This is a genomic window from Phaeovulum vinaykumarii (assembly GCF_900156695.1).
Classification (GTDB): Bacteria; Pseudomonadota; Alphaproteobacteria; order Rhodobacterales; family Rhodobacteraceae; genus Bieblia_A; species Bieblia_A vinaykumarii.
Window position 1 is genome coordinate 49247 of the sequence record NZ_FTOM01000003.1, and the last position, 14122, is coordinate 63368.

Here is a 14122-nt window from a genome sequence, read left to right on the forward strand (position 1 = left end):
CAAAGAGTCGCGCGCCGTCACCCGCTCCTGCGTCACAGCCCGGAAGGAATGCCATGCCCCGGCACGAGGAAGACCGCATCATGCCGTATTCGGCCCAGCAGATGTATGATCTGGTGGCCGACGTGGCCCGTTACCCCGAGTTCCTGCCCTGGAACGCGGCGGCGCGCATCCGCTCGATCCGCCCGCGCGAGGATGGCGCCCGGATCATGGAGGCCGATCTGGTGATCTCGTTCAAGGTGTTCCGCGAACGCTTTGGCAGCAGGGTCACACTCTGGCCCGAGAAGAAGCTGATCGAGACCGAATATCTGGATGGGCCCTTCCGCTATCTCAAGAGCGCCTGGCAGTTCACCGACCGCCCCGGCGGCGGCTGCGACGTGGCCTTCTTCGTCGATTTCGAATTCCGTAACCTCATGATGCAAAAGGTGATCGGGGTCGTCTTCGACGAGGCGATGCGGCGCATCGTGCGCGCCTTCGAGACCCGCGCCGAACAGCTTTACGGCCGCCCCTGACGGGGCAAGGCCAGGGCCGCGGCCACAGGTGTTGCACAGATCACGCAGGCGCGTGACCAACGCGCGACACCCCGCCTGCGCCCGATTGACCGGCACCGCCCCGCAGCGCCATTCTGCCGCCCTGAGCGCGGGCCGACAAACGATCCCGCGCCGCGGCATCTTTCGAGGCATGGGCAGTCACATCATGGCAACGGCCACCAAGGCGTTCCACAGCGCAAGCGGCGTGGATTTTCTGGGATTGCGCGCAGCGCGCAGCGGCGACGGACTTGAAATCGTCTATGACGACGGCGTGGCGCGCCGCATGGTCTGGCGCGTGCGCGCGGGCGCCAGCGAAGGACAGCTGGCCGATGCGCTGGCGCGGGCGGTCAACGGACCGCGCGTCGTGCCCGCGCTCTACACCGAATTGCGCCGCCGCGCGATCGCGGTCGAAGCCGTCTGCCGCTGACCCGTCGCACGGGGCCCCTGCACCGGCCCCGCGCGCACATCACCGCGGGACCGGCGCGCGTTCTCAGAGAAGCTCCTCGACCACGCGGGCGATCATGGCCACATCCTCGGCCGTGGTCGCATAGGGGCCCACCTGCACGCGGATCACATAACGGCCGCGGTGGCGCGTCTGGGTCAGGTAGATGCGCCCGTCGGCGTTGATCCGTGTCAGCAGCGCCTCGGTCGCGGCCTCGCTCGCCAGCGCGAAGCTGAACAGCGACAGCGACGGCGGCGTCACGATCTCGACACCCGGCAGCCGCGCCAGATCCTGCGCCGCGGCCTCGGCCCAGGCGACATGGTTGCGCAGCCGCGCCCGCAGCCCCTCAAGCCCCTCGGCCCGAAGCAGGAACCACAGCTTCAGCGCCCGGAAGCGCCGACCCAGCGGCACGGTCCATTCGTTGAAATTGGTGATCTCGTCCTGGCCCGGCGTCTCGAGGTAGCTGGGCCGCAGCCCCAGCGTGCGGATCTGCGGGCCGGGATCGGCCAGGAACTGGATCGAGCAGTCGAATTGCGCGCCCAGCCATTTATGCGGGTTCATCACCACGGAATCGGCGCGCTCGGCCCCGGCCCAGAGCGGGCGGAACTCGGGGCAGATCATGGCGCTTCCGGCCCAGGCGGCATCGACATGGCTCATCAGCCCCTCGGCGCGGGCCAGGTCCACGATCTCGCCCACCCGGTCAAAGGCACCGACCCCGGTGCCGCCGGCGCAGACGACCACGCCCGCGGGCAAGGCCCCCGCCGCGCGATCGGCGGCAATGGCGGCGGCCAGCGCCTGGGCCTGCATGGCGCCGCCGGCATCGGTGGGGATGCGCACCAGGTTCGACTGGCCGATCCCGGCCACGCGCACCGCCTTGTCGACCGAGGAATGGACCTGATCCGAGGCATAGATCCGCACCCTTGGTCCGCCGGACAGCCCGTCCTCGAGCCCCGCCCATCCCAGCGCGCGTTCGCGCATCGTCAGCACCGCCGACAGGGTGGCGGTGGTGGCGCTGTCGTGGATCACGCCGCGGCGCTGCTCAAGCCCCAGCGCCTGCGCCATCCAGGCGACCATGACCTCTTCCATCTCGGTGGCGATGGGCGCGGTCTGCCACAGCATCGCCTGCGCCGCGATCGCATTGACCAGCTGTTCGGCCAACATCGAGGCCGGCGCGGCATTGGCCGGGAAATAGGCAAAGAAGCGCGGGTGCTGCCAATGGGTCAGCCCCTCGGGCACGAGATCGAGGAAATCCGACCAGATCGCCTCCATCGGCTCGGGGCCTTCCGGGGGCGCGGCGGGCAGGCGCGCGGCCAGCGTGCCGGGCGCGATATCGGGGCGCACCGGGCGCGCGCGCAGCCCGGCGTGATAGGCATGCGCCCAGTCGGCGGCGCGTTTCGACCAGTCGCGCAGATCGTCATGGTTCATGGCAAGACCCTCCTGGGCGGCATAGGGCCATGCGGCGAGGGCCAAGGCAAGGCGGCCGATTGGCCCTTGCTGGACGCAACTAATTCCGTCATTCTTGCGAAAATACTAGACTCAGGCCGCAGATATGACGGAATTAGACGACGCAGACCGCATGATTGTCGAAGCCCTCAGCCTTGACGCGCGTCAATCGCTGGCGGCGCTCGGGGCGCGCGCGGGACTCTCGGCCTCGGCGGTGAACGAACGGCTGCGCCGGCTTCTGGCGCGCGGCACGATCCGGGCGCTGAGCGTGGATGCCGACCCCGCGGCGATGGGCTGTCCGGTGACGGGCTTTGTCTTCGTCGAGCTGGCCACGGGCGGCAACGAGGCCGCCTTTCGGGACATCATGCGCGAAAGCCCGGAGGTGACCGCCTGCCACCATGTCACCGGGCCCTGGTCCTATCTGGTGCAGATCCGGGTGGCCGATCTCGACGCGGTCGAGACCTTCCTGGCCGGGCTCAAGGCGGGCGGGCAGATCGCACGTTCGGAAACCCTGCTGGCGCTGTCGGCGGTGGTCGATCCGCCGTTCCGGCCAAGGGGGGTGTGATGCTGTTTCTCAAGGCGGTGCTGATGGGGCTGGCGATCGCGGCGCCGCTGGGGCCGATCGGGGCGCTGTGCATCCAGCGCACGCTGGCGCGCGGGCTCTGGGCGGGGGTGGCCGGCGGGCTGGGCACGGCGCTGGCGGATGCGCTTTATGCCAGCCTGGCGGCGGCGGGATTTGCGGCCTTCGCGGCGGCGCTGGCGCGGATCGAGCTGCCGCTGGGCCTACTGGGGGGCGCCTTCCTGATCTGGCTGGGCGGACGCGGCTGGCCCCGCGGCACGCCCGCGCCGCGCGCCGTGGACGCCGGGCAAGACCGGACGCCGGGCCTTCTGGCCACGACCGCCACCACCTTTGCGCTGACGCTGGCCAACCCGGCCACGATCCTGTCCTTTGCCGCGATCTTCGCGGGGCTGGGTCTGGCGCGGCAGGCCGATGCCGTCTCGGCGGCGCTGGTCGTGGCCGGGGTCTTTGCCGGGTCGATGGCCTGGTGGCTGCTGCTGTCGGGGCTGGTGGCCGCGCTCCACCACCGGCTGCCGGGGGGATTTGCGCTGTGGGTGGCGCGGATCTCGTCGCTGATGATGGCGGGGTTCGGGGTCTGGGCGCTGGCCCGCGCGCTGGGAGGGCTGATCCTGCGGGGCTGAGCCGCGGGCGGGCAGCCGCCCCCGCTCAGGCGTCGGCCGCGATCAGCCCCAGCCCGCGCAGATAGATGCCGATCCCGCTTTCCAGAAGATCCTCGGGCGCGAAGGGCGCGCGCTTGCCCGCGCCGGGGCGGGCATAAAGCTCGACCACGCCATGCGCCAGCGCCCAGACATGGGCGGCAAACATCGCCGCGGGCGGGCGCCGGTCCGCGGCGATATGTTCCGACAATCGGTGCGCCGCAGCCAGCATCACCGCTTCGGCGCGTTCGGCCGCAGGCGCCAGCGGCGCGGTCATGGCCGGGGCCAGACCGGATTCGAACATCGCCATGTAATGGCCCGGAAACTTGCGCGCAAAGGCAAGATAGGCGCGCCCCACCGCCCCCAGAGCCGACAGCGCGCTGGGCTGGCCGTCGTTCCAGGCATGCTCCATCAGATCGGCGAAGATCGCATAGCCCTGGCGCGCGCATTCCACGATCAGGTCATCGCGCCCGGCGAAATGACGATAGACGGCGGCCGGCGTCACCCCGGCCAGCTTGGCGGCCTCGGACAGGGTGAAACCCTGCGGGCCCTTGGTCTCGATCAGCCGCAGCGCCGCTTCGACCAGCGCCTGGCGCAGGTTGCCGTGGTGATATCCCGCCTTGGCCATCGCGCCGCTAGAGCCCCATCATGCCGATGCCGCCCGCGATCGCCGGGTCGGGCGCCCCGATCACATCCGCGTCCTTGCCGGCATAATCGAGCGCGCCCAGCACCACCTGGATCGCCGCGATCCGCGCGCGGTGCTTGTCGTCCGAGCGGATGACATGCCAGCGCGCCTCGGGCGTGTCGCTGACCGACAGCGTTTCGTGGATGGCCGCGGTATAGGCATCCCAGCGGGCCAGCCCCTCGACGTCGATATGCGACAGTTTCCATTGCTTGAGCGGGTCGCGCTCGCGGTCCAGAAAGCGGCGCAGCTGTTCGGCCCGGCTGACCTCGAGCCAGAGCTTGACGAGGGTGATCCCCTCATCGACCAGCATCTTCTCGAAATCGGGAAGCTGGGCGAAGAAATGCCGCCGCTGATGGGGCGTGCAGAAGCCGAAGACATGCTCGACCACGCCGCGGTTGTACCACGACCGGTCAAAGAGCGCGATCTCGCCCGCCGCGGGCAGCCAATCGACATAGCGCTGGAAATACCATTGCCCGGCCTCGCGGTCGGTCGGCTTGGGCAGGGCCACGATATAGGCCGAGCGCGGGTTGAGGTTGCGCCGCACCGTCTCGATGGCGCCGCCCTTGCCGGCGGCGTCGCGCCCCTCGAACAGGATCATCAGCCGCTGGCCGTTCTCGCGCAGCGCCCACATCATCTTGACCAGCTCGACCTGAAGCGGGGCCAGAAGCGTCTCGGCCTGCTTGCGCGTGAGCTCGCGCGGATAGGGGTAATCCGGGGCCAGGATGTCGTTCTTGCCGGCCGCGGCGATGGCGGCGCGCATCTCCGGCGGGGCGGTGTCATGCAGATAGCGGGTGATGGCGCCTTCGAAGGGGCGGGGGGGCAGGTCGGTGCTCATGGGGCCTCGTGGGTCGGTCCGGGCAGTATGGCGGCAGGGCCCCGAAAGGGCCAGAGGCCAGGAGACAAAGGAGGGGGGGACGAAGGGGAGGGGACGCGGGCTCAGCCGTCGGGGATGCGCCCGGCCGCGCGGCGCACGGCGGCGGCCACGGCCTCGGGGGCGACATGGTGGGGCATATGCCCGACCCCCGGCAATTCGCGCAGATGCGCGGCAGGCAGCAGACGGGCAAGCGGGCGGGCATGGATCGCGGGCGGCACGATCACATCGGCGGTGCCGTGGACCATCTCGACCGGCAGATCGAGCCCGCCATAGCCCTGCGCCATCGCCCGCAGATGCGGCTTCAGCCCGTTGACCTGGCGCGCGTTCATGTGCTGGACGGAAGCGCGCGTGCTCAGCCGCACCCCCAGATGCGCGCCATAGCCCGGCGGCACGGCCTGGGGCGCGAAGACGCTGGCCAGCGCGGCCTCGATCTGCGCGCGCCCGGCGTAGGCGGCCACCATCGGCGCCAGCACATGCCGCCCCAGCCCCGAGGCCATCAGCGGATAGAGCGGGCCCAGACCGCCCGGCCAGGGCATCGCCGCAGCCGACACGAGAACCAGCGCCGACGCGGCGACGGACGCGGCCACGGATGGCGGCAGGGATGGGGGCAAAGGCGGGGTAGGCGGGGCGGGTGGGGCCGCGTCGCCCGCCCCGCGCGTGGCCAGCGCCCAGGCCAGCGCCACCGCGCCCCCATAGGAATGCCCCAGCACGATCGGCGCGCGCAGATCCAGCGCCGCGGCCGCCGCCATCAGCCGGCCCGCCTGCGCCTGCGGCGCGACCATCTCCGCCCCGCCGGTCGAATGCCCCAGCCCCGGCCGGTCGAACAGAACCACGCGGAAATCGCGCGCCAGATCCTGGGCCAGCCCCAGCGTGAAATCCTCGAGATTGCCGCTGGCGCCGTGGATCATCACCAGATCGCGCCCGCCCGAGCCCAGCACCCGCGCATGGACCCGCCCGCCCGCGACCGCGATCATCTGCCCGCGCGGAGGGTGGTCGGTCTCGGCGCGGCGGGCATGTCGGCGCGCCCGCGCCCAGGTCACCGAGGCCCCGAGCGCCGCCGTCAATCCGGTCAGGGCAAGTTCAACGGCCAATGAGGTCCATCTCGAAGGGGGTGGTCTGGTAGATCTCGTTGATCCAGTTGCCATAGAGCAGATGCGCATGGCTGCGCCAGCGGTTGAGCGGCCGGCGCGTGGGATCGTCGTCGGGGAAGTAATTGCAGGGCACGACGACGGGCTTGCCGGCCTGAAGATCGCGCTCGTATTCCTCGGCCAGCGTGCCGCGGTCATATTCGAAATGGTTGAAGACATAGAGCGCGCGGTGGCAGGCATCCTCGACCAGGCAGGGTCCGACCCGGCGCGAGGACAACAGGATGCGCAGCCCCGCGGCCTCGATCTCGGGGGCGCGCATCTCGGTCCAGCGGCTGACCGGGATCAGCAGCTCGTCCGAGAAGCCGCGCAGATAGGGCGAGGCATGCGCCAGATTGCGGTGGCGGAAGCAGCCGAAGGCCTTGGCCGGCAGGATATGCTTGGGCACGCGGTGGAAATGCCACGCCATCGCCATGCCGCCCCAGCAGACGCCGAAGGTCGAATGCACATGCGTCTGCGTCCAGTCGAAGACGCGCTGCAATTCGTCCCAATAGGTGACCTCGTGGAATTCCAGATGCTCGATCGGCGCGCCGGTCACGATCAGCCCGTCGAACTTGTCGCCCGAGGCCTCGACCTCGGCGAAGGGCCGGTAGAAGGCCTCCATGTGCTCGGCCGCGGTGTGCTTGGGCTGATGCTCGGTCATGCGGATCAGCTGGAAGTCGATCTGGAGCGGCGTGGCCCCGATCAGCCGGGCAAACTGGTTCTCGGTCTGGATCTTCTTGGGCATCAGGTTGAGAAGCCCGATGCGCAAGGGCCGGATATCCTGCGCCGCCGCCCGGCCGGGGCTCATGACCATTACCCCCTCCTCGCGGAGGATGTCATAAGCGGGCAGGTTCTCGGGCAGGGTGATCGGCATCCGTATATCCTTCGGCAGGAAGATAGGCGGCGGGGAGATCCCCGCAAGGGGCGCCGCGAAACGCGACGCGAAAGGGACGGGCAGGCGGCAGGCGCGGCACAGCGCGCGGCGGGGCGGCCCTCTAGCCGGGGCCCGAAGCCGCGTGCGCTTCCAGAAGATCGGCGATGAGGGTTTCGAAATCCTCAGCGGATCGGATCTTTGCCATGTCCTCGGCGCGCACGGTCAGCCCCCAGTTGCGCGCAATCGCACGGTAGCGCGGCTGACGATGCGCCAGCGCCCGCGCGAAGGTCCAGCGCACGAAATCGTCGGGATCGACCTCGGATTCCGACACGCCCTTCTCGGCGCGATAGGCCTCCCAGGCGTCATGCAGGAATTCAGGCTGGTAATACATGGGCTTGGGCGCGCGCACGAATCGGCGCACCAATTCGGCGGTATGCGCTTCGGACCCTTCGATCCAGATCATCAGCAGGTTTTCCGACAGCGCCTTGAGCACCGGATCCTCGGGGTCGTCGGGGTCCACCACCTCGCAGATCGAGCCGCCGGTGTCGCAGATGAAATGCCGGTAGCCATAGATTTCCTCGGCGCGGCGGATGAAATGCGGGGTGTCGAGAAGCGCCGCGATCTCGGCGGTGCGGTGCTGGTCCTGGCGCTCGAGATAGTCGGCGAAGGGCAGCCCGCCCTTGTCGGGATTGCCGGGCTTGCCAAGATAGGTCGAGAGAGGCGCCAGATTGTCGAAGGTGATGTTCGAGGCGATATAGACCGAATCCGTCATCAACAGATCGCGCAGAAGCGGCACCTTCATCGCCACGCGCTTGAAATTGTCGGCGATATGTTCGCCCATGTAGCGGGTGCCGATCCGGTAATCGACCGAATAATGGAACCAGCCGCCGTCAGCGCGCAGCAGGTTCGACACATGGGTCTTGCCCAGACCGGACATGCCGAAGACCAGCACCTTGCGATGCGCCGCCGCCCGCCATTCCGCCGCGTTTTCGTAGATCATCCTCGCTCCCGCCTTGCTGGCCCGCCTCTGGCCGCCCGAACCGGCCCCGCTGCCGGGGCCTGCTGCGCCACAGGTCTAGCGCCGGGCCGCGCGCGCGTCAAAGCCCTGCGGCACGGGGCCGGGTGCGTGGCGGAAGGGGGGCGCAAACGGAAAGGCCCCGCCCGAACGGGGGCGGGGCCATGTGTCACGGGCCCAAGGGGAAAGAGCGGGGCCTCAGAAGGAGATCCCGACGCGCACCCCCGCACCCCAGCCGCTGTTGCCCGAGAAGCGCGCGCCCTGCTGGGTGGTCGCATCCCCGATCGAGACATAGCGGACCATGCCGGTGACCTTGACGTTCTCGTGCTTCCAGGTCGCGGCCACCCCCAGCGCGGCCATGCCGTCATGCGGGCCGAGGTTGCCGGTGGGGCTGTTGCCCTGGGGTTCATAGCTGGCGATCACGGCGCCCGACCAGGTTTCGTTGAACTTGCGCCCCAGACCCAGCGTATAGGTGATGGTGCTCTTGTTGTAATCGACCAGGTTGCGGTTCGTGCCCGCGGGGATCGCCCCGGCGGTGACAAGGCCGTTGATCGCGCCGACATAGGTCGTCGGGCGGATCACGAAATCGCTCCAGTCGACCCAGCGGACCGACCCGAACAGCAGCGTGTCCTTGGCGATGCCGCTCTGGAATTCCAGGTTCACCGATTGCGGCACATTGGTCGAGAAGGCCGTGTTGTAGGTGCCCGCCGCCAGACCGGGCAGCGGCGCCAGCGTGGTTTCGGTGGCGTCGAAATCATGCGTGATCTTGGAATTGTAGGTCAGCGCGACGCGGGCCGCGATCTCGGGCTTTTCCCAGGCGACCCCGACGATATAGCCGACATCGGTCTCGGTCGAGGTGGACATGCGGTAGCCCACGACCGGCGGCAGCATCACCTTGCCCGAGGTGCGCAGCGCCCGCATCCCGCCAATGATGCTGAAATTCGACGGCAGCTTGTAGCGCATCAGCGCCGTGATCGCGTTCGAGTCGATCGTCGCGGTCGAGCCGCTATAGGGGTAAGGCGTCCCGGCCGGGTAATCGATATCCGCCCCGATCGGCTGGTCGAAGATCAGCGCCACGTCGATCTTGTCGCCGAAGGCCTGCTTGTAGGCGATGGAGACGCTGCTCCAGTCGCCGGCCATGTCGCCCGAAGCCGCACCGCCCAGCGACCCCGAGACCTCGGGGGCGAAGCCGCCCATGCTCAGTTCGACATACCGTCCCTCCTCGAACAGGATGCCGACCGACTGGCTGCTGCGATCAATTCCGCCGGCCCCGGCGGCCGCGGCACTCAACGTCAGGGCAACGGCCCCCAGTGCCGTGGTATAGCTGGATGTCTTCATGGTTCCTCCCTCTCGCTCCCCATGACCTAAGGTTAAAACACTATCAACGGTTCGTGAGCGATCAATCGCGCGCGCCGCCTGACGTCGCGTCCAAATGCCACGTCAGCCCAAGAACAGCCCCTGCACAAGCGCCAATCCGGCAAGATAGAGGGCCGACAGCGCCGTCGCGGCGAGAATCGGCACCCAGAGCGTGAGGCGCGGGGCGGGAAAGCGGGGGCGGGTCGAGGGGCGCGGCATCGGTCGATCTTTCGGAAAAAGGGGTGGAACATCCCCGACCATTAAGACAACGACAAGGTTTCCGATTTCCTAATGCGCCCTGGGCGCGCGGGGCGGGATCGGCCCCCTGCGCCACCCCAGGACACCGACCCGCAGCGCAGAAAGGCAAGGCGCAATGACGGACCCCGAAGCCGGGCAGAACGCCCCGCGCGCATCAGACATCACCCTGCGCGCCTGCACCCTGCGCGCCTGCCATGACATGGCGCCCGCAGCCTGGGGCGCGCTGGTGCCCGCGGGCGCCGCGCTGAGCCAGAGCGCCACCTACGGGACCGTGGCCACCGGTCTGGGACGCGCGGTCGAACGCTGGCAGATCGCGGGCCCGCAGGCCGTGGCCTGGGGCACCTGCCAGATCCTGCGCCGCCGCGGCCTGCGGGTGATCCTGCGCGGCCCCGCCTGGGATGCGCAGGCCCCGACCGACGCGCGCCTGCGGCGCCGGGTTCTGGGGCGGCTGGGGCGCGGGCTGAGCGTGGCCACCCCGGAAGAGGCCGCGTCGGGGCCGGGCCTCGTGCCGCTGATGACGCCGCGATTCCAGGCGCGGCTGGCGCTGGGCCCCGAGGACCAGATGCGCGCGGCCATGCAGGGCAAGTGGCGCAACCGCCTCGTGAAGGCCGAGGCCGAGGGCCTCAAGGTCGCACGGCTGACCGGCCACGCCGCCGAACCCGAGCTGGCGCGCCTGCTGGCGCTGGACAGCGCCCAGGCCGGCGCGCGCGGCTATCGCAGCCTGGGGGCGGGGTTTCTGGCCGGCTGGGCGGCTGTCGCGCCCAAGGATCTGTGGCTCTATCTGGCCCGCGGCCGCGGCACAGCCGATCCGCTGGCGATGATGCTGTTCCTGCGCCACGGCGACGGCGCCACCTATCACATCGGCTGGTCGGGCGTGGAGGGGCGCCAGCGGCATGCCCATAACCTGCTTTTATGGCGGGCGATGCGCGATCTGGCCGCGCGGGGGGTGCACCACATCGACCTGGGCGATCTCGACGACGAGCGGTCGCCGGGGCTGGCGCGCTTCAAGCTGGGATGCGGCGCCATGCCGCAGAAACTGGGCCCGACGCTCTGGGTCATCGCCCCCCTGGCGCGTCTCTAGCGGCGCGATCCGGGCGGGGCGTGATGCCGCAGCGGACGCGCCTTGCGTGTCACACGCTTTTCATATTGCACGCAAAACGGGCACATTCTGACCATTTCCGCTCACAAATCCGTTACCGGACATTCCTCAAACATCTGTTGCAAAAGTTTTTTCGCCTCAGGCCTGCGACAATCTTTCACTTTCGACAAAATGCGTGCAACATCTGTGCTGCGTGACGGGGGACGCGGTTGCGTCGCGGCAGTCGGGCGGTTATGCCGCAGCGAAAGCCGCAGGACGGAAGGATCGGGGATCGTCAATGACCAGCAGGCGTGGTGACCGCTTCGAGACCGATTCCGGGCTCGGGACGGGGGAGAAGATGACCGGGAACGGACCCGCAGAGCGATGCGGCTGCGGCGCGCAAGCCGCGGGCGGCCCGTTGGCCGGCCTGTCGGGCTGCGGCCAGGGCGGTTCACAGGCGGCGGCCCGGACCCGCGATGCGGTGCCCGAGATTGCGCGACTGTCGCCCTCGGGGGCCGAGGTCTCGGCCCGCGATCTCGAGGGGTTCTCGCTGGGCTGCGGCGCGTCTGCGGCGCGGCGTGACCTGTCCGGCACCGGGCTGGGGCGACGGATGCCGCCGGCCGTTTTCCTGCCGGTGCTGGGTCTGGTGACGCTGGGGCTGGTCTGGCGCCAGGGGATCGGAGATTTCGCCCTGCCGCGCGCGTTGGCCTCGATGGGGCTGGGGGCGCTGACCTTCCTGTTCGCCGCGCTTTTCGTGGCCTATGTGATCAAGCTGGCCCGCCGTCCGCGTGTCCTGTTCGAGGAATTGCGCATCCTGCCCGGCCGTGCCGGGGTGGCGGCCGCCGTGCTGGGCGTCGATCTGTGTGCAGCCGCACTCGGGCCCTATCTGCCCGACGTGGCGCGCATGCTGCTGATGGTGGGGCTGGGCCTGCACGTCGCGCTGGTGGCGGCCGCGGTCTGGACCTTCCATGTGGGCGTGGCCGAACAGCGCCGCGCCAGCCCCGTGTGGCATCTGCAATTCACCGGCCCGCTGGTCGTGGCCTGGGTGGGGCAGGGGCTGGGCCTGGACGAGCTGTCCCGCGCGCTCTTCTGGCTGACGCTGCCGGTGGCGCTGTCGATCTGGGCGCTCTGCGCGCTCCAACTGCGCCACATGCGCGTGCCTGAGGTTCTGCGCCCGCTGATGGTGCTGCATCTGGCGCCGCTGGCGCTGATGGGGCTGGTGGCGCATGGTGCGGGATATACGCTTCTGGCGCAGGGCATGGGTCTGGCCGCGCTGGCGCTGACGGCGCTCTTTGCGGTGTCCTCGCGCTGGCTGCTGGCGGCGGGGCCGGGGCCGATGTGGGGCACGATGGGCTTTCCGCTGGCGGTCACGGCGGGGCTGTGGCTGACGCTGGACGGACCTTGGCGGCTGTTCGGGGATCTGGCGCTGGTGGGCACGACGCTGGTGATCCTGCCGATCAGCCTGTCGTCGCTGCGCGATTGGGTGCAAGGCCGCATGGCCCGCACCACCGCCGCCGCCGCGGCCTGAGCGCGACCGAATTCGCACGACATCGCGCATGACCTTGCGCAGGGGGCCCCGGTTCACCGGGGCCCGACCGACGCGCGACACCCGCCTCTCGCCGGGCCATTTCCGCTTGCGCCAGATCCCGCGCAGCCCGGACGGGACGGGCGACGGACCGCCGCATTAGGGCTTGCCAAGCCGCCGCCGGCATGAAACAGGGAACCGCCAAACGAAGCCTGCCAAGGAGCCACCCATGCAGATTCGCGAGGCGCTCACCTTCGACGATGTCCTTCTTGTTCCGGCCGCATCCTCGGTGCTGCCGTCGGATGCCGACGTGACCACCCATGTCACCCGCGCGATCCGCATGAACATCCCGCTGCTCTCGTCCGCCATGGACACCGTGACCGAGGCCCGCATGGCCATCGCCATGGCCCAGGCCGGCGGCATGGGCGTGATCCACCGCAATCTCAGCGTCGAGGAGCAGGCCGCCGAGGTCAGCCGCGTCAAGCGCTTTGAATCCGGTGTCGTCTACAACCCGATCACGCTGACCCCCGACCAGACCCTGGCCGATGCCAAGGCCTTTCAGGAGCGCTACAACGTCACCGGCTTTCCGGTGGTGGACGCCGAAGGCCATGTCGTCGGCATCGTCACCAACCGCGACATGCGCTTTGCCTCGGACGACCGGACGCCCGTGCGGGTGATGATGACCGCCGAGAACCTGGCGATGCTGACCGAGCCGGTCGATCTGGATGCCGCCAAGAGCCTGATGAAGGCACGACGCATCGAAAAGCTGCTGGTCACCGATGGCGCCGGCAAGCTGACCGGCCTGCTGACGCTGAAGGACACCGAGAAGGCGGTTCTGAACCCGCTGGCCTGCAAGGACGACCTGGGACGGCTGCGGGTGGCGGCGGCCTCGACGGTGGGCGATGCGGGCTTTGCGCGCTCCGAGGCGCTGATCGACGCGGGCTGCGACCTGATCGTGATCGACACCGCGCATGGCCATTCCGAGGGCGTGGCGCGCGCGGTCGAACGCATCAAGGCGCTGTCGAACACGGTGCAGGTGGTGGCCGGCAACGTCGCCACCGCCGAGGCCACGCGCGCGCTGATCGACGCCGGCGCCGATGCGGTCAAGGTGGGGATCGGGCCGGGCTCGATCTGCACCACGCGGATCGTGGCGGGCGTGGGCGTGCCGCAGCTGACCGCGATCATGGATGCCGCGTCGGTGGCAGGCGACATCCCGATCATTGCCGATGGCGGCATCAAGTTCTCGGGCGATTTCGCCAAGGCGATCGCGGCGGGGGCGTCCTGCGCGATGGTGGGCTCGGCGATCGCGGGCACCGACGAAAGCCCCGGCGAGGTGATCCTCTATCAAGGCCGGTCGTTCAAATCCTATCGCGGCATGGGCTCGCTGGGGGCGATGGCGCGGGGCTCGGCGGATCGCTACTTCCAGAAGGACGCGGCCTCGGACAAGCTGGTCCCCGAAGGCATCGAGGGCCAGGTGCCCTACAAGGGCTCGGCCGGCGCGGTGATCCACCAGCTGGTCGGCGGCCTGCGCGCGGCGATGGGCTATACCGGCAACCGCACCGTGGCCGACATGCGCGGCGGCTGCCAGTTCGTGCGCATCACCGGCGCGGGGCTCAAGGAAAGCCACGTCCACGACGTCCAGATCACCCGCGAAAGCCCCAACTACCGGCTGGGCTGATCTGCGTGCGCGGTTTTGCCCCGCA

15 protein-coding genes are annotated in these 14122 nt (G+C 69.6%); 7 read left to right on the forward strand and 8 right to left on the reverse strand.

The features are described from left to right. Positions 1 to 53: 53 nt before the first annotated feature. Together BW949_RS08305 and BW949_RS08310 are read left to right on the forward strand one after the other, a co-directional pair. Positions 54 to 509: a type II toxin-antitoxin system RatA family toxin gene (locus BW949_RS08305; RefSeq protein WP_076365039.1), complete on the forward strand. Its 456-nt coding sequence runs from the start codon at positions 54 to 56 to the stop codon at positions 507 to 509. Between the two features lie 169 nt (positions 510 to 678). After that, a complete protein-coding gene (locus BW949_RS08310) occupies positions 679 to 954 on the forward strand; it encodes a hypothetical protein (protein ID WP_076365041.1) in 276 nt (91 codons plus the stop codon). 63 nt (positions 955 to 1017) lie between these two features. Here BW949_RS08310 and BW949_RS08315 read toward each other — a convergent pair whose 3' ends face one another. Further along, positions 1018 to 2394: a pyridoxal phosphate-dependent decarboxylase family protein gene (locus BW949_RS08315; RefSeq protein ID WP_076365043.1), complete on the reverse strand. Its 1377-nt coding sequence runs from the start codon at positions 2392 to 2394 to the stop codon at positions 1018 to 1020. A 124-nt stretch (positions 2395 to 2518) separates the two neighbouring features. Here BW949_RS08315 and BW949_RS08320 point away from each other — a divergent pair, with 124 nt between their 5' ends. Further along, positions 2519 to 2977 (forward strand): Lrp/AsnC family transcriptional regulator, encoded by a 459-nt coding sequence (locus BW949_RS08320; protein ID WP_076365045.1) that lies wholly within the window; start codon positions 2519 to 2521, stop codon positions 2975 to 2977. Continuing rightward, positions 2977 to 3612: a LysE family translocator gene (locus BW949_RS08325; RefSeq protein ID WP_076365047.1), complete on the forward strand. Its 636-nt coding sequence runs from the start codon at positions 2977 to 2979 to the stop codon at positions 3610 to 3612. The genes BW949_RS08320 and BW949_RS08325 overlap by 1 nt, the downstream gene beginning before the upstream one ends. A 25-nt stretch (positions 3613 to 3637) precedes the next feature. Here BW949_RS08325 and BW949_RS08330 read toward each other — a convergent pair whose 3' ends face one another. The 7 genes from BW949_RS08330 to BW949_RS17550 all read right to left on the reverse strand — a co-directional run bounded on the left by BW949_RS08330 (position 3638) and on the right by BW949_RS17550 (position 9777). Next, positions 3638 to 4255 (reverse strand): TetR/AcrR family transcriptional regulator, encoded by a 618-nt coding sequence (locus tag BW949_RS08330; protein ID WP_076365049.1) that lies wholly within the window; start codon positions 4253 to 4255, stop codon positions 3638 to 3640. A 7-nt stretch (positions 4256 to 4262) separates the two neighbouring features. Then, entirely contained in the window at positions 4263 to 5147 is an 885-nt protein-coding gene (ppk2, locus tag BW949_RS08335) for a polyphosphate kinase 2 (protein ID WP_076365051.1), read from the reverse strand. Positions 5148 to 5248: 101 nt separating this feature from the next. After that, positions 5249 to 6277: an alpha/beta fold hydrolase gene (locus tag BW949_RS08340; RefSeq protein WP_235816249.1), complete on the reverse strand. Its 1029-nt coding sequence runs from the start codon at positions 6275 to 6277 to the stop codon at positions 5249 to 5251. Further along, entirely contained in the window at positions 6267 to 7187 is a 921-nt protein-coding gene (locus BW949_RS08345) for a homoserine O-succinyltransferase (RefSeq protein WP_076365055.1), read from the reverse strand. Before BW949_RS08345 ends, BW949_RS08340 begins: the two co-directional genes overlap by 11 nt. A 121-nt stretch (positions 7188 to 7308) precedes the next feature. Next, complete coding sequence (locus tag BW949_RS08350) at positions 7309 to 8187, reverse strand: ATPase (RefSeq protein ID WP_076365057.1); 879 nt, start codon at positions 8185 to 8187, stop codon at positions 7309 to 7311. Between the two features lie 213 nt (positions 8188 to 8400). Next, positions 8401 to 9540 carry an outer membrane protein transport protein gene (locus tag BW949_RS08355; RefSeq protein WP_076365060.1) on the reverse strand — a complete coding sequence of 380 codons (1140 nt, stop codon included), beginning with the start codon at positions 9538 to 9540 and terminating at the stop codon, positions 8401 to 8403. A gap of 102 nt (positions 9541 to 9642) precedes the next feature. Next, positions 9643 to 9777 carry a hypothetical protein gene (locus BW949_RS17550; RefSeq protein ID WP_268875845.1) on the reverse strand — a complete coding sequence of 45 codons (135 nt, stop codon included), beginning with the start codon at positions 9775 to 9777 and terminating at the stop codon, positions 9643 to 9645. Positions 9778 to 9931: 154 nt separating this feature from the next. On the opposite strand from BW949_RS17550, the gene BW949_RS08360 reads away from it, so the two are divergent. The 3 genes from BW949_RS08360 (at position 9932) to guaB (ending at position 14097) form a co-directional block, all read left to right on the forward strand. Next, the gene (locus tag BW949_RS08360; RefSeq protein ID WP_076365062.1) at positions 9932 to 10897 is read left to right on the forward strand and encodes a GNAT family N-acetyltransferase; all 966 of its coding nucleotides are present in this window, start codon (positions 9932 to 9934) and stop codon (positions 10895 to 10897) included. 295 nt (positions 10898 to 11192) lie between these two features. Next, complete coding sequence (locus tag BW949_RS08365; protein ID WP_083947668.1) at positions 11193 to 12422, forward strand: TDT family transporter; 1230 nt, start codon at positions 11193 to 11195, stop codon at positions 12420 to 12422. Between the two features lie 226 nt (positions 12423 to 12648). Further along, positions 12649 to 14097, forward strand: coding sequence for an IMP dehydrogenase (gene guaB, locus BW949_RS08370; protein WP_076365064.1), 1449 nt, complete (start codon positions 12649 to 12651; stop codon positions 14095 to 14097). Positions 14098 to 14122: the final 25 nt, after the last annotated feature.